Annotated in this window: 19 protein-coding genes; 12 read left to right on the top strand and 7 right to left on the bottom strand. The window is 61.2% G+C overall.

Annotated elements, in window-relative coordinates:
* Positions 1-43: 43 nt before the first annotated feature.
* On the top strand, positions 44-595 hold the full coding sequence (locus BLU48_RS04325) for an RNA polymerase factor sigma-70 (protein ID WP_057023003.1): 552 nt from the start codon (positions 44-46) through the stop codon (positions 593-595).
* A gap of 182 nt (positions 596-777) precedes the next feature.
* On the opposite strand, the gene BLU48_RS04320 is transcribed toward BLU48_RS04325, so the two are convergent.
* Entirely contained in the window at positions 778-1,566 is a 789-nt protein-coding gene (locus tag BLU48_RS04320; protein WP_057023004.1) for a substrate-binding periplasmic protein, read from the bottom strand.
* A gap of 93 nt (positions 1,567-1,659) precedes the next feature.
* Positions 1,660-2,283, bottom strand: a complete 624-nt coding sequence (locus BLU48_RS04315) for a TetR/AcrR family transcriptional regulator (RefSeq protein WP_046071823.1) — start codon at positions 2,281-2,283, stop codon at positions 1,660-1,662.
* A 153-nt stretch (positions 2,284-2,436) separates the two neighbouring features.
* Between BLU48_RS04315 and BLU48_RS04310 the strand changes: the two genes are divergently transcribed.
* From BLU48_RS04310 to ppnP, 8 genes are all read left to right on the top strand, one after another.
* On the top strand, positions 2,437-4,215 hold the full coding sequence (locus BLU48_RS04310; RefSeq protein ID WP_057023005.1) for an acyclic terpene utilization AtuA family protein: 1,779 nt from the start codon (positions 2,437-2,439) through the stop codon (positions 4,213-4,215).
* Positions 4,216-4,227: 12 nt separating this feature from the next.
* Positions 4,228-5,100, top strand: coding sequence for an SDR family oxidoreductase (locus BLU48_RS04305; protein WP_057023006.1), 873 nt, complete (start codon positions 4,228-4,230; stop codon positions 5,098-5,100).
* 4 nt (positions 5,101-5,104) lie between these two features.
* Positions 5,105-6,721 carry a geranyl-CoA carboxylase subunit beta gene (atuC, locus tag BLU48_RS04300; RefSeq protein ID WP_057023007.1) on the top strand — a complete coding sequence of 539 codons (1,617 nt, stop codon included), beginning with the start codon at positions 5,105-5,107 and terminating at the stop codon, positions 6,719-6,721.
* 23 nt (positions 6,722-6,744) lie between these two features.
* Entirely contained in the window at positions 6,745-7,902 is a 1,158-nt protein-coding gene (gene atuD, locus BLU48_RS04295) for a citronellyl-CoA dehydrogenase (RefSeq protein ID WP_057023008.1), read from the top strand.
* Positions 7,899-8,660: an enoyl-CoA hydratase/isomerase family protein gene (locus BLU48_RS04290; protein ID WP_057023009.1), complete on the top strand. Its 762-nt coding sequence runs from the start codon at positions 7,899-7,901 to the stop codon at positions 8,658-8,660. The genes atuD and BLU48_RS04290 overlap by 4 nt, the downstream gene beginning before the upstream one ends.
* 111 nt (positions 8,661-8,771) lie before the next feature.
* Positions 8,772-10,655 carry an acetyl/propionyl/methylcrotonyl-CoA carboxylase subunit alpha gene (locus BLU48_RS04285; protein WP_057023010.1) on the top strand — a complete coding sequence of 628 codons (1,884 nt, stop codon included), beginning with the start codon at positions 8,772-8,774 and terminating at the stop codon, positions 10,653-10,655.
* 75 nt (positions 10,656-10,730) lie between these two features.
* On the top strand, positions 10,731-11,273 hold the full coding sequence (locus BLU48_RS04280) for a 3'-5' exonuclease (RefSeq protein ID WP_057023011.1): 543 nt from the start codon (positions 10,731-10,733) through the stop codon (positions 11,271-11,273).
* Between the two features lie 63 nt (positions 11,274-11,336).
* Positions 11,337-11,621 (top strand): pyrimidine/purine nucleoside phosphorylase, encoded by a 285-nt coding sequence (gene ppnP / locus BLU48_RS04275; protein ID WP_057023012.1) that lies wholly within the window; start codon positions 11,337-11,339, stop codon positions 11,619-11,621.
* Positions 11,622-11,669: 48 nt separating this feature from the next.
* Here the strand turns inward: ppnP and BLU48_RS04270 are convergent, their stop codons facing one another.
* Both BLU48_RS04270 and BLU48_RS04265 read right to left on the bottom strand, forming a co-directional pair.
* The gene (locus tag BLU48_RS04270; protein WP_057023013.1) at positions 11,670-12,473 is read right to left on the bottom strand and encodes an MOSC domain-containing protein; all 804 of its coding nucleotides are present in this window, start codon (positions 12,471-12,473) and stop codon (positions 11,670-11,672) included.
* A gap of 38 nt (positions 12,474-12,511) precedes the next feature.
* Entirely contained in the window at positions 12,512-13,447 is a 936-nt protein-coding gene (locus BLU48_RS04265; protein WP_046071813.1) for a chemotaxis protein CheV, read from the bottom strand.
* Between the two features lie 584 nt (positions 13,448-14,031).
* On the opposite strand from BLU48_RS04265, the gene BLU48_RS04260 reads away from it, so the two are divergent.
* From BLU48_RS04260 to BLU48_RS04250, 3 genes are all read left to right on the top strand, one after another.
* Positions 14,032-14,481, top strand: coding sequence for a hypothetical protein (locus BLU48_RS04260; protein ID WP_046071812.1), 450 nt, complete (start codon positions 14,032-14,034; stop codon positions 14,479-14,481).
* A 344-nt stretch (positions 14,482-14,825) separates the two neighbouring features.
* Positions 14,826-15,719 (top strand): sensor histidine kinase, encoded by an 894-nt coding sequence (locus BLU48_RS04255; RefSeq protein WP_057023014.1) that lies wholly within the window; start codon positions 14,826-14,828, stop codon positions 15,717-15,719.
* Positions 15,716-16,375, top strand: a complete 660-nt coding sequence (locus tag BLU48_RS04250; protein WP_057023015.1) for a response regulator transcription factor — start codon at positions 15,716-15,718, stop codon at positions 16,373-16,375. Before BLU48_RS04255 ends, BLU48_RS04250 begins: the two co-directional genes overlap by 4 nt.
* On the opposite strand, the gene yegS is transcribed toward BLU48_RS04250, so the two are convergent.
* From yegS to BLU48_RS04230, 3 genes are all read right to left on the bottom strand, one after another.
* Positions 16,334-17,254, bottom strand: coding sequence for a lipid kinase YegS (yegS, locus tag BLU48_RS04245; RefSeq protein ID WP_057023016.1), 921 nt, complete (start codon positions 17,252-17,254; stop codon positions 16,334-16,336). The two genes, BLU48_RS04250 and yegS, sit on opposite strands and share 42 nt — an antisense overlap.
* 516 nt (positions 17,255-17,770) lie before the next feature.
* Positions 17,771-18,163, bottom strand: coding sequence for a DUF2802 domain-containing protein (locus BLU48_RS04235; protein WP_057023017.1), 393 nt, complete (start codon positions 18,161-18,163; stop codon positions 17,771-17,773).
* Entirely contained in the window at positions 18,164-18,646 is a 483-nt protein-coding gene (locus BLU48_RS04230; RefSeq protein ID WP_005790025.1) for a chemotaxis protein CheW, read from the bottom strand.
* Positions 18,647-18,655: the final 9 nt, after the last annotated feature.

The following is an 18,655-nucleotide window of genomic DNA, read 5'->3' as shown; positions in this document are numbered from 1 at the left end:
CAGGGACGCCCTCCCCTAACCTAATAGCAGTAAGGTGATTTCCATGACGGAACAAGTATCCACAGGCAGGTGCGATTCACCCCTTCTCCAGGCTTTTGTCGACAACCGGCTCATGCTGGTGAAGATCGCGGCACGTATCACCGGTTGCCGCTCCCGCGCCGAAGATGTGGTTCAAGACGCCTACTTCCGATTGCAGTCTGCGCCGACGATCACTTCATCGTTCAAGGCCCAGCTGAGCTACCTGTTCCAGATCGTGCGCAACCTGGCCATCGATCACTACCGCAAGCAGGCCCTGGAGCTCAAATACTCCGGGACCGAAGAGGAAGGCTTGAATGTGATTATTCACGGCGCTTCACCGGAAACCTCCCACATCAATTTCAACACTCTGGAAAACATCGCCGACGCCCTGACGCAACTGCCCCAGCGCACCCGCTACGCGTTCGAGATGTACCGCCTGCATGGCGTGCCGCAAAAGGATATCGCCAAGGAACTCGGGGTTTCGCCGACGTTGGTGAATTTCATGATTCGCGATGCGTTGGTGCATTGCCGCAAGGTCTCGGGCAGCCATAGTGATACGTTTGCGCGCAGGGTTTGAACGCGGTGTAAACAAGTGTGGAAGGAGCGGCGGGGGGATTCGACTGGTCTCTGATAGTAGATGTCGAACTCGATCAATGTGGGAGGGGGCTTGCCCCCGAAGACGTCAGCCCAGCAAACATTGACGTTGGCTGACCCGCCGCTATCGGGAGCAAGCCCCCTCCCACATTTTGCCCTGAGATCTCAGGGCAGCGGTGTTACATCAATGCGATAAGGCTCAAAGATCTTCAGCATCTGGCCATTGTCCCGAAGGCCCTTGAGCAACGCGGAAAACGCATCACCCGTGATCGGTGCCTTGGGACGCAGCAATGCGTAATGGTGATACACCTGGTCAATGCGCTCCGACACCAGGAACTGCCTGGCCATGCTCACGTTGCGCACCATGAAATCACTCAGGTAAGAACGGGTGACCAGCGCGATATCCGCACGCCCACGGGCCACCATCAGCAAGTTGCTGTCATGGGAATAGGTCAACGTGGCGTTGAAGTGTTCGGCCATGTTTTTGGGGTCGGGGTTGAAGTTGGCGAAGGCGTAGTGATAGCCGCTGAATACCGCCAGGCGTTTGCCAGTGAGATCGGCGAAGTAACTCTGGTCGCGCCCGGCCTGGCGTTGAGCGACGAAGATTTCTGCGTCCTCCAGGCCCATGTCGACGCTGGTATGGGCAATCTCCTGCCAGCCCCACGACGGGTTTTCGAAGATCGCCATATCGACCCGACCTTGCTCGAAGTCGCGAAAACGCCGGGGGATAGAGGTGGGTACCAGTACAAACTGATAGTCGCTTTGCTCAGCGTTCAGCGCCTCGAGCAATTGCGGCAGCAAACCGGTGTCTGCCCCTTGCTCGGGACGCACGGTGTAGGGCGGAAAGTGCGCCGCACCGACCCTCACCAATTGCGCAGCGCCCGCCTGCGTCCACGCGGCGCTGCCCAGTGCCCATAATGTAAGTCCTGCAGCCAGCCGCCATGGCGAAAACATTGAGGCACACACCGTTGAATTCTTTGATGGCGATAAGCTAGGCGTTTTTATCTGGAGAGACAACTTTCGCCATCAAATTTAATAAGTTGCGCCTCAGTCTGACTTAAGCACCATCAGCAACGCCTCTTCAGCCAATTGCTCAAGGGTCAGGCTGCCCTGGGCGCGGAACCAGGTGGTGGTCCAGGACAGCGCGCCGGTGAGGAAGCGCCGGGTGATAAACACGTCGCCCTTGATATAACCAGCGGCCTTGGCCTCGCCCAATACCTGCAGCCAGATCTGTTCGTACACGTCGCGCAGGGCGAGCACCTGGGCCTGACCTTCGGCCGACAACGAGCGCCATTCGTAGACCAGCACCGCCATGGCCTCGCCACTGCCGCCCATGATCGACTGCAACTCGCAGCGAATCAGCGCCAGCACACGCTCGCGCACGTTATTCGCCTCCTCCAGCGAAGCACGCATCATCGCGGTGTTGTAATGGATGGTTTCCTCCATCACTGCCCGCAGGATCTCGTCCTTGCTCTTGAAATGATGAAAGATGCTGCCCGACTGGATGCCCACGGCGCTGGCCAAATCCCGCACGGTCGTGCGTTCAAAGCCCTTGTTGCGGAATAGGTGAGCTGCGGTTTGCAGCAATTTGCCCCGCGCACTTTCCGGGTCGGTCAATTGGCCACCGTCAACCATGGTGCGCATCACCCCCAGGGCTTTGTGCTCATCCACGCTACTCTCCTTCACTTCTGCTGACGTCTTGGGCGGCAATTTAGGCCGTAGCTGCCACCCAAGCAAGCGCTTGGGTAAAACTTGTTTCGACAGTTTACAAACCAAGCGCTTGCTTGGTAGTCTCGACGCCAGCCATTGGAGCAAGGATTTCTCATGAGCAAGACGGTTCGTATCGGCTGCGCCAGCGCCTTCTGGGGTGACACCTGCACCGCTGCCGCCCAACTGGTGCACGGCGGCGCCTTGGATTACCTGGTATTCGACTACTTGGCCGAAGTCACGATGTCGATCCTGGCCGGTGCGCGCATGAAAGACCCCAAGGCCGGCTACGCCACGGATTTTGTCGAGGTGCTCACGCCCTTGCTGGGGGATATCCAGCAACAGGGCATCCGGGTGATCAGCAATGCCGGCGGCATCAACCCCCAGGCATGCGCCGCCGCCCTGCAAGCGGCCTGCGACCAGGCTGGCATCGGCCTGAAAATCGCCGTGTTGCTCGGCGATGACCTGCACTCCCAACTCAAACACCTGCCCACGGTCACCGACATGTTCACCGGTGCCCCACTGCCACCGGTGTGTGTGTCCGCCAATGCCTATCTCGGCGCACCAGGCATTGCCCAGGCCCTGGGGTTGGGCGCCGATGTCGTTATCACCGGCCGGGTGGTCGACAGTGCAGTGGTCAGCGCAGCACTGGTGCACGAATTCAACTGGTCATGGCAAGACTACGATCACCTCGCCCAGGCCGCCCTGGCCGGGCATATCATCGAATGCGGCGCACAGTGCACCGGCGGCAACTTCACCGATTGGCGCGATGTACCCGACTATGAGCACATCGGTTTCCCCATCGTCGAAGTCAGCGCCGACGGCCATTTCACTGTAAACAAGGTCGAGGGCAGCGGCGGGCTGATCAGCGAACTCAGCGTGGCCGAACAGCTGCTGTATGAAATTGGCGACCCGCGTGCCTACCTGCTGCCGGACGTGATCTGCGATTTGAGCCAAGTCAAATTGCAGCAACAGGGCAAACACTCTGTACGCCTGCATGGCGCCAGAGGACTGCCACCCACCGATCAGTACAAGGTCAGCGCCACCTACCCCGATGGCTTTCGCTGTACCGCCAGTTGCCTGCTTGCAGGCATTGACGCGGTAGCCAAGGCCGAGCGGGTCAGCCAGGCAATCATCAACAAGACCTCGGAACTGTTCAGCCAACGCGGCTGGGCGCCCTACACCGAAGTCAACATCGAACTGCTCGGCAGTGAAGCCACCTACGGCGCCCATGCTCGGCGTGAAGATTGCCGTGAGGTGGTGGTCAAGCTCGCCGTACGGCACCCGAGCAAGCAGGCGCTGGTGCTCTTCGCCCGCGAGATCGCCCAGGCCGCTACTGGCATGGCGCCAGGCTTGACCGGCATCGTCGGCGGGCGGCCCAGGGTGTATCCGCTGATACGGCTGTTTTCGTTCCTGATCGACAAGTCGTGCTGCGAAGTGGTCATCGACTACCAAGGCCAACGCCATGCTGTCGAACTGCCCGCCTCTGCCGCCATGCTCACCCCGGCCGCACCCATTGAGCCCGCCAAACCCCAGGGCCGCGCCGACGCCAGTGTGCCGCTGGTGAAACTCGCCGTGGCGCGCTCCGGTGACAAGGGCAACCACAGCAATATCGGCGTGATCGCCCGCCATCCCGACTACCTGCCGTGGATCGCCGAAACGCTGACCCCGGAAGTGATCGTCGACTGGATGGGCCATGTGCTCGACCCGATCTGTGGCCGTGTCGAACGCTGGTATTTGCCCGGCAGCCACAGCATGAATTTCCTGCTGGAAAATGCCTTGGGCGGTGGCGGCATCGCCAGCCTGCGCATCGACCCGCAAGGCAAAGCCTTCGCCCAGCAGTTGCTGGAAATCCCCATCGCCGTGCCGCAGCACATTGCCGATCAACTCAGCTAAAGGACCGTCGCCGTGGCCTTCAACTCGATCTTTAAAGCCGACCTGTTCCAGGGGCAAACCGTGATTGTCACCGGTGGCGGCAGTGGCATTGGGCGCTGCACCGCCCATGAACTGGCGGCCCTTGGCGCCCGTGTCATCCTGGTGGGGCGCAAGCCGGAGAAGCTGCAGAAGGTCGCGGCGGAAATTGCCGAAGACGGCGGCATCGCCCATTGGCTGGCCTGCGATATCCGCGATGAAGAGGCGGTAAAGACGTTAGTCACCCAGGTCATGCACGATCACGGCCCGATCCATGGCCTGGTCAATAATGCGGGTGGCCAATATCCGTCGCCTCTGGCCGCGATCAATCAAAAAGGCTTTGAAACCGTACTGCGCACCAACCTGGTGGGCGGTTTCCTGATGGCGCGGGAAGTGTTCAACCAGTCAATGAGCCAACACGGCGGCGCCATCGTCAACATGCTCGCCGACATGTGGGGCGGCATGCCCGGCATGGGCCACTCCGGCGCGGCGCGCTCGGGCATGGACAACTTCACCAAGACCGCTGCGTTTGAATGGGGTTATGCCGGGGTGCGTGTGAATGCCGTGGCCCCCGGTTGGATCGCCTCCAGCGGCATGGACACCTATGAAGGCGCGTTCAAGGCGGTGATCCCTACCCTGCGCGAGTATGTACCGCTCAAGCGTATCGGCACCGAGTCGGAAGTCAGCGCCGCCATCGTGTTTCTGCTCAGCCCGGCCGCGGCCTTCGTCAGCGGCAGCACCCTGCGCATCGACGGCGCCGCCAGCCTGGGCAGCCGGGCGTGGCCGCTGCACAAGGCGCAGGCGCCGAGTGAAGCCTTCAATGGTTTCCACCGCGCTTACCTGCCGGATGTGCTCAAGGCGGAACAATAACCCCATGCCGATAATTGAAAGCCTGATCGACGCCCACAGCCCGCAGTTCGCGCAAAACCGCGAAGTCATGCTCGCCGCCATCGCCCAGTTGCGCGAGCTGGAACACACCCTGCTTGCCAAGGCCCAGGAAGCCAAGCCCAAGTTCGACAAGCGCGGCCAACTGCTGCCCCGCGAGCGCCTCGACCTGCTGCTCGACCCCGGCGCGCCGTTCCTCGAGCTGGCAAGCCTTGCCGGCTACAAACTCCATGACGACAAGGATGGCAGCGCGGCCGGTGGCGGGTTGATCGCCGGCATCGGCTATGTCAGCGGCGTGCGCATGCTGGTGGTGGCCAACAACAGCGCGATCAAGGGCGGCACCATTTCCCCCTCCGGCCTGAAAAAATCCTTGCGCCTGCAACAGATCGCCATGGAAAACAAACTGCCGGTGTTGACCCTGGCCGAAAGCGGCGGCGCCAACCTCAACTATGCCGCCGAGATTTTCGTCGAAGGCGCGCGCAGCTTTGCCAATCAGGCGCGGATGTCGGCCATGGGCCTGCCGCAGATCACCGTGGTGCATGGCTCGGCTACCGCAGGCGGCGCCTACCAGCCGGGGTTGTCGGATTACGTGGTGGTGGTGCGCGGCAAGGCCAAGCTGTTCCTCGCCGGGCCACCGTTGCTCAAGGCCGCTACCGGCGAAGTCGCCAGCGACGAGGCACTGGGCGGCGCCGAGATGCACGCGCAAACCGCCGGCACCGCTGAGTACCTGGCGGAAAACGATGCCGACGGCGTGCGCATCGTGCGTGAAATTGTCGGCTTGCTGGCGTGGAATCAGCGTCTGCCCCTCGCGCCCAAACGTGCCTACGCAGAGCCGCTATATCCCATTGAAGAGCTGCTGGGGCTGATCCCCGATGACCCGAAAAAACCCTACGACGTGCGCGAGATCCTCGCACGCCTGGCAGACGGCTCGCACTTCCTTGAATTCAAGGGCGAGTTCGACGCCCACACCGTCTGCGGCCACCTGCAGATCCAGGGGCGCGTCGTGGGCGTGATCGGCAACAACGGCCCCATCACGCCCAAGGGCGCGAGCAAGGCCGCGCAGTTTATCCAGCTGTGCGACCAGAGCCGCACGCCGCTGCTGTTCCTGCATAACACCACCGGTTTCATGGTCGGCACCGAGTCCGAACAGCAAGGGGTGATCAAGCACGGCGCGAAGATGATCCAGGCGGTGGCCAATGCCCGCGTGCCGAAGCTCACCCTTGTGGTCGGCGGTTCCTACGGTGCCGGCAACTATGCGATGTGTGGCCGCGGCCTGGACCCACGCTTTATCTTTGCCTGGCCCAACAGCCGCACGGCGGTGATGGGCGGCGCGCAGGCCGGCAAGGTGCTGCGCATCGTCACCGAAGCCAAGCAGTTGAAGGACGGCCTGGTGCCCGATCCCAAGGTGCTGGACATGCTCGAACAGGTCACCGCGCAGAAGCTCGACAGTCAATCCACCGCACTCTACGGCAGCGCCAGCCTGTGGGACGACGGGCTGATCGATCCACGGGATAGCCGTATCTTGCTCGGGTTTCTATTGGATATCTGTGATGAAGCCGAACGGCGACAACTGCAACCGAACAGCTTTGGTGTAGCGCGTTTCTAACGACGGCCAGGAGAACCATAAAAATGATCTTCACCCAGGAACATCAGGAACTGCGCCGCACCGTGCGCGCTTTCGTCGACCGCGAGATCAACCCCCATGTGGATGAATGGGAAAAAGCCGGGCGTTTTCCCATCCATGAAATCTTCCGTAAGGCCGGCGACCTCGGTCTGCTGGGCATTTCCAAGCCGGAGCAGTTCGGCGGCATGGGCCTGGACTACAGCTACTCCATCGTGGCCGCCGAAGAATTTGGCACCATTGGCTGTGGCGGCATCCCCATGTCCATCGGTGTGCAGACCGACATGTGCACCCCGGCCCTGGCCCGTTTCGGTTCCGATGAGCTGCGCGACGAATTCCTGCGCCCGGCCATCAGCGGCGAACAGGTCGGTTGCATCGGTGTTTCGGAAACCGGCGCCGGCTCCGACGTGGCCGGGCTCAAGACCCATGCGCGCAAGGACGGCGACGACTACGTGATCAACGGCAGCAAGATGTGGATCACCAACTCGCCCAGCGCCGACTTTATCTGCCTGCTGGCCAACACCTCCGATGACAAGCCGCACATCAACAAATCCCTGATCATGGTGCCGATGAACACCCCGGGCATCAGCGTCAGCCCGCCCCTGGAAAAGCTCGGCATGCACAGCTCCGAGACCGCCCAGGTGTTCTTCGACAGCGTGCGCGTGCCGCAGCGCAACCGCATCGGCCAGGAAGGCGCGGGCTTCATGATGCAGATGCTGCAATTCCAGGAAGAACGCCTGTTTGGCGCGGCCAATATGATCAAGGGCCTGGAGTACTGCATCGACAGCACCATCGCGTACTGCAAGGAGCGCCAGACCTTCGGCAAGGCGTTGATCGACAACCAGGTGATCCATTTCCGCCTGGCCGAACTTGCCACTGAAATCGAATGCCTGCGCGCCTTGGTCTACCAGGCCACCGAGCAATACATCAAGGGCCAGGACGTCACTCGCCTGGCGTCGATGGCCAAGCTCAAGGCCGGACGCCTTGGCCGCGAGGTCAGCGACAGTTGCCTGCAATATTGGGGCGGCATGGGTTTCATGTGGGACAACCCGGTAGCCCGCGCCTATCGCGATGTGCGCCTGGTGTCGATTGGCGGCGGCGCCGACGAAATCATGCTGGGCATCATCTGCAAACTGATGGGCACCCTGCCCGGTAAAAAGCCATGAACACGTTGCTGCTCGAAGCCCATAACGGCGTGCTGCATATCACCCTCAACCGGCCCGAATGTCGCAATGCGATGAGCCTGGCAATGGTCAAGGAACTGCGTGCGGTATTGGCACAGTTGGACAGCCAGGTGCGCGCCGTGGTGATCAGTGGTGCGGGCGGGCACTTTTGCGCGGGGGCCGATGTAAAGGACCTGATCGGCGCAGGCGGTCAGTTGCAAGCGTTGAACCGGGCCTTTGGCACCTTGCTGCAAGAGGTAGAGGCGCTGCCGCAGGCGGTGATTGTATTGTTGCAAGGCGCGGTGCTGGGCGGCGGCTTTGGCTTGGCGTGCGTGAGTGATATTGCGATCGCCGACCACCAGGCCCAGTTCGGCTTGCCCGAGACCCGCCTGGGGTTGCTGCCGGCGCAGATTGCACCCTTTGTGGTCAAGCGTATTGGGCTGACCCAGGCACGCCGACTGGCGCTGACGGCGGCGCGGTTCGATGGGGTTGAAGCCGAGCGGCTGGGGGTGGTGCATTTTGTCGAGCACGATGCCCAAGCACTGGCGCAGCGCCTGGACGAAGTGCTGGGGCAGGTGTTGCAGTGCGCGCCGGGGGCGAATGCGCGGACCAAGGCGTTGTTGTTGGCCAGTGTGGATGAGCCGCTTGATGCAGTGCTGGACCGCGGGGCGCAGTGGTTTGCCGAGGCAGTCGCGAGCGAGGAAGGGATTGAGGGCACACAGGCGTTTGTGCACAAGCGCAAGCCACGGTGGTGCGAATGACGCCTTCGCGAGCAAGCCCGCTCCCACAGGTTGGAATGCATTTCAAATGTGGGAGGGGGCTTGCTCCCGATGAGGCCAGAACAGCCAATCCATCCTTCAAGGAATAGACCAATGCCCGCCTTCAGCAAAATCCTGATCGCCAACCGCGGCGAAATCGCCTGCCGCATCCAACGCACTGCCCAGGCATTGGGTTACCGCACCGTCGCCGTGTACAGCGACGCCGACAGCCACGCCCTGCACGTGCAGATGGCCGACGAAGCCGTGAACATCGGCCCCGCCCCTGTACATCAGTCATACCTGAACATAGCCGCCATCCTCGACGCCGCCCAACGCACCGGCGCCGACGCCATCCACCCTGGCTACGGCTTCCTCTCCGAAAACCCCGACTTCGCCCGTGCTTGCCAGAACGCCAATATCACCTTCATCGGCCCCGGCGTCGAAGCCATCGAACTGATGGGCAGCAAGCGCCTGTCCAAGCTCGCCATGCTCGATGCCGGCGTACCTTGTATCGCCGGCTACCAAGGCAGCGCCCAGGACGATGCCACGCTGCAACAAGAAGCCCAGCGCATCGGCTTCCCGCTGATGATCAAGGCCAGCGCCGGTGGCGGTGGGCGTGGCATGCGCCTGGTGCACCGGCCCGAACAGTTGCAGGAGCAACTGCGCACCGCACGCTCGGAAGCCATGAACGCCTTCGGCAACGACGAGCTGATCCTCGAACAGGCGCTGGTCTACCCACGCCACGTTGAAGTGCAACTGTTCGGCGACAGCCACGGCAACCTGATCTACCTCGGCGAGCGCGACTGTTCGATCCAGCGCCGCCATCAGAAAATCATCGAAGAAGCCCCTTGCCCGGTGATGACCGTCGAGTTGCGCCAGGCCATGGGCGAAGCCGCGCTCAAGGCTGGACGGGCGGTGAATTACGTCGGCGCCGGCACCGTGGAGTTTCTGCTCGACCGTAACGGCCGGTTCTATTTCCTGGAAATGAATACACGCCTGCAAGTCGAACACCCGGTGACCGAACTGATCACCGGCCTCGACCTGGTGGCCTGGCAACTGCACATCGCCGCCGGCCAGCCCCTTCCATTGGCACAGGCCGATGTGGCCCTCAATGGCCATGCCATGGAGGTGCGCCTGTACGCCGAAGACCCGGCCCAGGGTTTCCTGCCGCAAACCGGTGAAGTGTTGCGTTGGGAGCCCGCCCCCGGCGTGCGTATTGACCATGGTTTGTGTGAAGGAGACCAAGTCAGCCCGTTCTATGACCCGATGCTGGGCAAGATCATCGTCCACGGTGCTAACCGTGAAGAGGCCCGACGTAAGTTGCTGCGGGCGGTGGAAGACACGGTGTTACTCGGCGTCACCACGAATCAGCAGCTATTGGCTGATTTGCTCAAGCATCCGGGTTTTATCGCCGGCGATTTGAGCACCGCATTTATCGCAGAACACTTCGGCGAAATACCGCCCCGGGTGCTATCAAACGAACAGCTCACCTTGGCAGCAGCGCTGTTTTATAGACACAGCGCCGACCAGCATCCCCAAGGTCTGGCAGGATGGCGCAACAATGCCAATGTCGCGTGCACCTATCGCCTTGAGGCCAATGGCGAAATCCACACCGTGAGTGCCGACGCCCTGCAACTCACCACCGACGGGCGTTGGGCCACACAGGTACTCAATGGTATCCGCCGGCGTGTCGCCTACCACCTCGACGACACCCAGCTGTGGCTGCCCGGCATGAAGGTGATCAACCGCACCCAGCAAGTCGCCAGTCGCCAGGCCGACGCCAGCAGTGGCACGGTCAAGGCCCCCATGGACGGCGCCATCGTCGACATACGCGTCAGCGTCGGTGAGCGGGTCAGCAAAGGTCAACTGTTGCTGGTGCTCGAAGCGATGAAAATGGAGCACCCGCTGAAGGCCGGCATCGATGGCATCATCAAGGGCGTGCAGGTCGTGACGGGCGATCAGGTGCGCAATCGCCAGGTTTTGCTGGAGATCGAATAACGGCGCTGGGCGGAACTACAAGGCCGGGCTACGCTCTATCCCCAACAGGAAGGGACGAGTACGGGAACCTGCACCATGCCTCATTGGCTGATTATTGACCTTGAAGCCACAACGGATGACGGCGGTTGGCCCGTGACGGAGATGGAAGTCATCGAGATTGGCGCCAGCCTGGTCAACCGCCAGGGCCGCGAACTGGATCACTTCCAGCGCTTTGTGCGGCCACTGCGACGGCCATTGCTGACGCCCTTTTGCCGCAAACTGACCCACATCACCCAGGCCAATATCGACGCAGCCACACCGATCACCGAGGTGTGGCCGCTGTTCGAGCGCTGGCTGGGCCAGCATCAGGCACGCCTGGAAGGCTGGGCCAGCTGGGGGGATTACGATCGCGTACAGCTTGAGCTGGAATGGCAACGCCATGACCTGGCCAGCGCGCTGGGCCAAACGCCCCATGTGAACCTCAAGCAACGCTTCGCCAAGGCCCGGCGCCTGGACAAGCCGCTGGGGCTCAACGGCGCCCTGCAATTGGCGGGGATGCAGTTCCACGGCCAGCAGCATCGCGCGTTGGAAGATGCACGCAATACCGCACGCCTGTTGCCGTTGATTTTGCCGGTCTAGGCAGCTCCCACAGGCTTGGGCATACTGGCCGGCCTTTCCAGACCCTTTTCTGAGGATTCACCCATGTTCAAAGTCAACGAGTACTTCGACGGCACCGTCAAGTCGATCGCTTTCGGCACCGCAGAAGGGCCGGCGACCATCGGCGTGATGGCCCCGGGTGAATACGAATTCGGTACCGCCCAGCGTGAAATCATGCACGTGGTTTCCGGCGCCCTGACCGTCAAGCTGCCCGACAGCTGCGAGTGGGAAACCTTCGCCGCCGGCAGCCAGTTCAACGTACCGGCCAACAGCAAGTTCCAGTTGAAGGTTGCCGTGGACACCGCTTACCTGTGTGAATACCGCGGCTAAGCATCACCGGCAAACAAAAATGCCCGTCTCCAGCGAGACGGGCATTTTTTATTCCAGCACCGTCACCGGCATGCCGACTTCCAGGCGCCCGATGCCGTCGTTGACCAGGTTCTGGCCAAACATCGCGCCCTTCTCGGTCTTGCGATAGGTCTCCAGCGTGGCGAAAGGCTCACGGTCGGGGCTGCGCTCGCCGGTCTGCGGGTCAATGGTGGTGAGGATGCAGCGCGAGCACGGCTTGACCACCCGAAACTCCACGTCGCCGATGCGCAAGCGTTTCCAGCCATCTTCGGCGAAGGCTTCGGCGCCCTCGATCACCAGGTTGGGCCGAAAGCGCAGCATTTCCATCGGCCGGCCGATATGCGCACACAGGTCGTCCAGGGAAGCCTGCCCGATCAACAGCAAGGGGTAACCGTCGGCGAACCCCACCTGATCGTGATCCTGGCCATAACCGGAGTCGGTAGAACGCGCACGCTCCAGAGGCATATGCACCAGGCGCGTGGGTTTGCCGATGAACGCACTGACCCAGGCCGCCGCTGCATCGCCCGCATCCGGTACGCGCAGGGTGTCGCGCCAGATGGTGACACCGCGTAAGTCCTCGTCGCCGGGCAACGCCACCTCCAGCGGCGCATGACCGGGCGAACTGAGGGTCAGGCCGCCCATGCTGTTCCACAGCGCCGACAGTTGGCTCATCTTCGCCACCGCCCGCTGCGTCAGGAACCGCCCGCTGGCTTCGTCCACCAGCATCCAGCGTCGATCCCCCTGCAACCCGAGTTTATCCAGGCCGATCTGCTGCAAAGGTTCGCCCTTGCCGGATTTCAACGGGAAACGGTACAACGCACTGAGACGAAGCATGGGCCTGCATTCCTAGGACACAAAGTGTCATCCTAACCTCAGGCAGGCACTTCGTCCAACATCAGTCGTTGGCGCACCACATCTACCAGCTTGTCCGGTTGGAATTTGGAGAGGAAATTGTCGCAGCCGACCTTCTTCACCATCGATTCGTTGAAGCTGCCCGACAGTGAGGTGTGCAGCACCACGTAGAGCCCACGCAGGCGCGGATCGTTGCGGATTTCGGTGGTGAGGCGGTAGCCGTCCATCTCGGGCATTTCGGCATCGGTGAAGATCATCAGCAGCTTGTCGGTCATCACCTGGCCCGTGTCAGCCCAGGCCTTGAGCATGTTCAGGGCCTTGAGGCCGTCACTGGCGATGTGCATCTTCACGCCCAACTGGCCGAGGGTGTCACGCAACTGCGACAGGGCCACGTTGGAGTCGTCCACCAGCAGCACTTCGCGGCCACGGGCACGCTCCAGGATCGGGTCTTCAAGTTTTTCCCGGGAGACCTTGGCGTTGTAGGGCACGATCTCGGCGAGGACTTTTTCCACGTCGATGATCTCCACCAACTGATCATCTACCTTGCTGATGGCGGTGAGGTAATGCTGGCGCCCGGCGCTGGTCGGCGGCGGCAGGATGGCTTCCCAGTTCATGTTGACGATGCGGTCGACCCCGCCTACCAGGAACGCCTGCACCGAACGGTTGTATTCGGTGACGATGATGGTGCTGTTGGGCCCTGGCACCAGAGGGCGCATGCCGATGGCCTGGGACAGGTCGATCACCGGCAAGGTCTGGCCACGCAGGTTGACCACCCCGCACACGAAGGGGTGGCGCTGGGGCATCAGGGTCAGCTTGGGCAGCTGCAGCACTTCCTGCACCTTGAACACGTTGATGGCAAACAATTGCCGCCCGGCCAGGCGGAACATGAGAATCTCCAGGCGATTCTCACCCACCAATTGCGTGCGTTGATCTACCGTGTCGAGAATGCCAGCCATTGAAAGCTCCTGGTGTGCTGAGGGAATGTGCCACTGATGCGAGCGTGGCGCGCTCTCGAGGTTGTTGCGAGCAAACTCGCGCCTGTAGTGGGTTATCGGCGGCAAACGCCAGACCTTGACCTGAGTAAAATGCCATCTAAATTCATTGATGTCACACTGACATCATGCTTTACTGCAATGACTCCTGCATAGGCACGGAAGATGACCTTGCGCGACACCCAAATCGACGCGAGGTTCCGCTATATAAGGGATTCCCCTAGGCACAATCGGGCCTAACCTGATATTCGCGATATCTAATAGCCATTAATGTGACGCCATTCTCATTGCATGAATGGAGTCAGGCTTTTGTTTGCCATCCCAAGCCCTCGGCCCACCGGCCTTCCAGGCACTTACTTGTCGGCTACTCAAGGTGTGCAAGCGGTCCGGATAACGAGGACGATGCACGGCCTTTGTCGGCATTTCAATAAACGTCCTACCGAAACATCAGAAGCGACCTACAGATTCCCTTCAAATTTCAGCGCTAGTTTTAAGCTATTCGCCCGGTGCGACATCTCATCACCCGACCTAAAGTTGTGGAGACTTGCATGATGAATAGCGCAAACGAATGGCAAACAGCACTTCCCGATTTTCTGCTGGAAGCGGAAATGCTGCTGGCCAAGTCTGAAGAATGCCTGAACCACCTGCATTTGATCCGCAACGACAGCGATGCCATCGACTGCATGAAGGCAAGCCTGGCTAAACTGGCTGAAAAAGCCGACGGCCTGGCCTTGCAGGCGATCAGCGAGTTCTCTCGACATATCCAGTACCTGATCGCCAATGCCGTGAGCCCCGTGCAATTGCATGACCAGGCACTGGATGCGTTGCATGACTGCCTGACGCTGCTGGCCTGGCAGCTGGAGCTGATCGACATGCGTACCGGCGAGTTGAGCCTGGATGACAGTGAACAGACATCGCTGATTGCAACGGTGACCTCGCAGATCCCGCAAAAAGATTATGCACCTGACCTGCAGTCTCGCTTGCAGCAGGGATCTTGAACCGCAAAGGTCGTATTTGATAGCCGGGCTATCTGAAAACGACCGCTTTTGCTCAAAAGATGAAACCCACTTAGCCTTTCATTCAATAGTTGTACAAACTACTCTAATTAATACAACTGGCTATCTTTGAACTCTGGGACTATTGCTCAGGGCGTTGACGTGGCCAATACATCCAACACGGAAAGTGCCAGGCGACCAACGGTAATAGTGGTGGTACTATGCCCCGCTCGAAGTGACTCAACTTCATCATGGATAACCACGATTCGGCACCGCACTCCCAACAGAGCCCAGTCAACCGCCGTGACCGGTCTTCCCGCAGCGAACCCTCATTGGCTCCATCTGCTATGTACGCCAGTCTCAAGTCACTCATCGCAAGGTCCGTGTCCCGCAGTCATGCACCTCGCATAGTCCTTGCCCTGTGCCTGTGCGCAACGCTGGCCAGTCTATGGGCCTACCTGCATGGCACGTCGCTGCCGTTATTGATCCTGCTGCTCAACTTCGCCACGCTGGTGGTGGTGGCCCTGTACCAGTGGTGCTCGCGCAAAGCCATCAAGTTCCAGCCCCAGGAACTGGCCGACCGCCTGCTGCAAGTCCAGGAAAACGAACGCCACCGTCTCAGCCGCGAACTGCACGACGACATTGGCCAACTGCTGACCGCCGCCAAACTGCAAGGCGAATGGCTGCAACGTCGCCTGCCCCAGAACCTGCAAAACCATTGCTCGGTGCTGTGCAACACGCTCAACGAAACCCTGGCTAAGGTGCGCGACGTGTCCGCGATCCTCAACCCTCGCCAGCTGGCAAGCCTGGGCCTGGAAGCCAGCCTGCGCGCGCACCTGCTCAAGACCTTGGAGAACACTCAGGTATGCTGGAGCCTGGAGTGCCAGCAACGACTGACCGGCATCCCCGAGGAAATGGCCGTGGCGGCCTTTCGCATCACCCAGGAAGCCGTCACCAACATGCTTCGCCATGCCCAGGCGCACAATCTGCTGGTGCGCCTGCAACGCCTGCCCGAAGGCCTGTCACTGGTGATCTGCGATGACGGCCTGGGTTTCTCGCCTGCCGCCGACCCCGGCCGGGAAGGCCAACGGGGCATGGCCGGCATGACGGAGCGAGCCGATCAGCTGGGGGGCACCCTGACCGTCAGCAGCCAGCCAGGCAAAGGCACACGCATCAACGCACTTTTCCCCTGGGCGCCCCGCGCCCTCAAACGGGCCAGCCCCCCTAAGGTTCTCGAGTGACCTGCACCTTACTCCTGGTCGATGACCACGCGCTGATTCGCGCCGGCGTGCGTGCACTGATCCAGGATCTCCCCGGCTACAGCGTAACCGGCGAGGCCAGTGATGGTGCGCAATTGCTGGAGCAATTCAGTGCCCTGCAGCCGGACATCGTGTTGCTCGACCTGTCAATGAAACACACCGGCGGCCTGGATGCCTTGCAGCAACTCAAAAGCGCCTACCCCACGTGCAAGGTGCTGATCCTGTCGATGCACACCGATCCCGAGCTGATCATGCGTGCGCTGGAGGCTGGCGCCCACGGCTACCTGCTCAAGGACACCACCGCCAACGAGCTGGAGCACGCCCTGCTGGCCCTGCGTAACAACGAACGCTACCTGAGCCCCGCCATTGCCCACACGGTGATCAACCAGGCGCTGATCCGCAGCCATGGCCCGAGCGCTCCCGTCACCCACAGCCACAACCTGACGGCGCGGCAGTTGGAAATCCTGCGGTTGATCGTACGCGGCAAGTCCACCCGGGAAATCGCCCACGGCCTGGGCCTGAGCATCAAGACCGTGGAAGCCCATCGCTCGCAGATCATGAAGCGCCTGCAGATTTTCGACGTGGCGGGCCTGGTGCTATTCGCCGTGCGCGAGCAGATCATCAGCCTGGACGACTAACGGCGACCCCAGCGGCAGGTGCACGCGCAGGGCCTTGGGCAATACCTCGAAATGCAGGTCATCGTCTTCCAGCGGCTCCCCATCGAGGTTGATGTACAGGCCTTGCGCGACCTTGATATTGACCCATGGCAGGCGTGCGCGAACGAACATGGTATCCAGGCCCCAGCCATTGTTCATCAATTCACGCAGGGTGCCGACCACCTCCTGGGGGGCCGGCAGGATGCTGACGTCGAGCAATCCATCATCGGCCAATGCGCCGGGGCACAGAACATGCCCGCCACCAGCCTGGCGACCGTTGCCGATACCCAGCGCGAGCAGCTCACCCTTCCAGTGGAAATCCGGGCCTTCCAGCTCCCCGTACGCGGCCTTCAATTCACTGAAGCGCGATAAACCGGTGAACAGGTAGGCGGCGCCGCCGAGGACTTTCTTCAGGTCTTCGGAAGTGTTGGCCGTGACCTGGCTGCCGAAACCGCCGGTGGCCATGTTCAGGAAGATCTGCCCGCCCACCTGGCCAAGATCGATAGCCCTGGGTTGAACGTCCAGCAACGCCAGGGCGCCAGCCGGTTCCAACGGCACGCCGGCGGCCTTGGCGAAGTCATTGGCGGTGCCCAGGGGCATCAGCACCAGGCTGGCATCGGTCTTGGCCAACGCCATGGCCTCGGCCACATCGCGCAGGGTGCCGTCGCCGCCACCGGCGATGATATGGGTATACCCGCCATCCAATGCTTCGTTGACCAGGCGCTGGGCATCCCCGCCCTCCCAGGTCACTCGCACCGCCAGTTCCCAACCCTGCTCACGTCGGGCCAGCACGGCGGCACGCACGTCCTCGTTCAGGGCTTGTTTGCCATGGAGGATCAACAGGGCTTTGGGGGTGGTCATTTGGGGGTATCTCCTGGGTCAGGGTGCTTGAAGGATGTTGACCCTTGGGGAACAGGAAAAGTCTGTGGCTGGAGAAAATTGATTAAAGTACACAGATCAAAAAGTGGGAGCCGGCTTGCCTGCGATGGCGGCGGTTCAATCGACAAAGATGTCGAAGGTGCCGCCCAAAGGTAACCACGATGCGAAGCGAGCCGCTCTTGATCTTGCTCTTGATCTGCTTTTTGATTTCAGGCGCCCCGTTAAACCACGCTGGCGGATTACGGGCACACCGAGCCTAGGCGAGGTGCCGAGTGGTGGGGCGAGGACCTTTTGGTTACTTTTGGGTCCTTCCAAAAGTGACCCGCTGTCAGAGCGGAACCCTAAGTGGCCGTTACCGCAGATATGTACTCGGTATAACAGCGGCGGCTATCAGGCCGCCATCGCAGGCAAGCCAGCTCCCACATTTGGACTGCGGGGTGTCAGGTAGATAGAGGTCGGCTGCCAGGCCGCTATCGGGGCAAGCAAGCCCAGCCCCCATCAGTTCTTGTGCAACTTACTCATCAACTGCGCCTCAGCCTGGGTCAACCCGCAGGACTGCGTCAGCTCATCCACGGTTGCGCCCATGCCCACCAGCTTGGCGGCCTGGGCAAACGACAGGTTCGAAGGATCGCGCTGCTCCAACTGCACCAACTTATCCGGCAATGGCGCAAGAATCGCGCGCAGTTCATGCACTTCATCCCCAACCCGCACGGCACTTTGCTGGAAGTGGTCGACGCGCTTGACCAGCTCCAGGATGCGCCGGTCGCGCACCGCATCGCGTTCGGCCTGTTGCAGGGCCAACTCCCGTTGCTGGCGTACATAGCGCAGCACAAACGCCAAGGTCCCGGCCCACAACAGGGCCAGGACAATCACCGCTGCCTCAAGGAACAATCAGATGCTCTCCAGTTCCGACCATTCTTCTTCGCTCATCATCTTGTCCAGCTCAACCAGAATCAACAGCTCGTTGTTCTTGTTGCACACGCCCTGGATGAACTTGGCCGATTCTTCGTTACCGACGTTCGGCGCGGTTTCCACTTCCGATTGGCGCAGGTAGACCACTTCGGCCACGCTGTCGACCATGATCCCGACCACCTGCTTGTCGGCTTCGATGATCACGATGCGCGTGTTGTCGCTGACTTCGACCGTGTCCAGGCCGAAGCGCTGGCGGGTGTCGATCACGGTTACCACGTTGCCGCGCAGGTTGATGATGCCCAGCACGTAGCTTGGCGCACCCGGCACTGGCGCGATTTCGGTATAGCGCAACACTTCCTGCACACGCATGACGTTGATGCCGTAGGTTTCGTTATCCAGTTTGAAGGTAACCCATTGCAGGATCGGATCATCCAAACCTTGTGCGGACGCTGACTTGTTCATCTCTCTGAC

The sequence above is a fragment of the Pseudomonas synxantha genome (assembly GCF_900105675.1).
Taxonomy (GTDB): Bacteria; Pseudomonadota; Gammaproteobacteria; order Pseudomonadales; family Pseudomonadaceae; genus Aquipseudomonas; species Aquipseudomonas synxantha.
The sequence above is the reverse complement of the archived record's forward strand: the minus strand, read 5'-3'. Positions and strand labels throughout refer to the sequence as shown.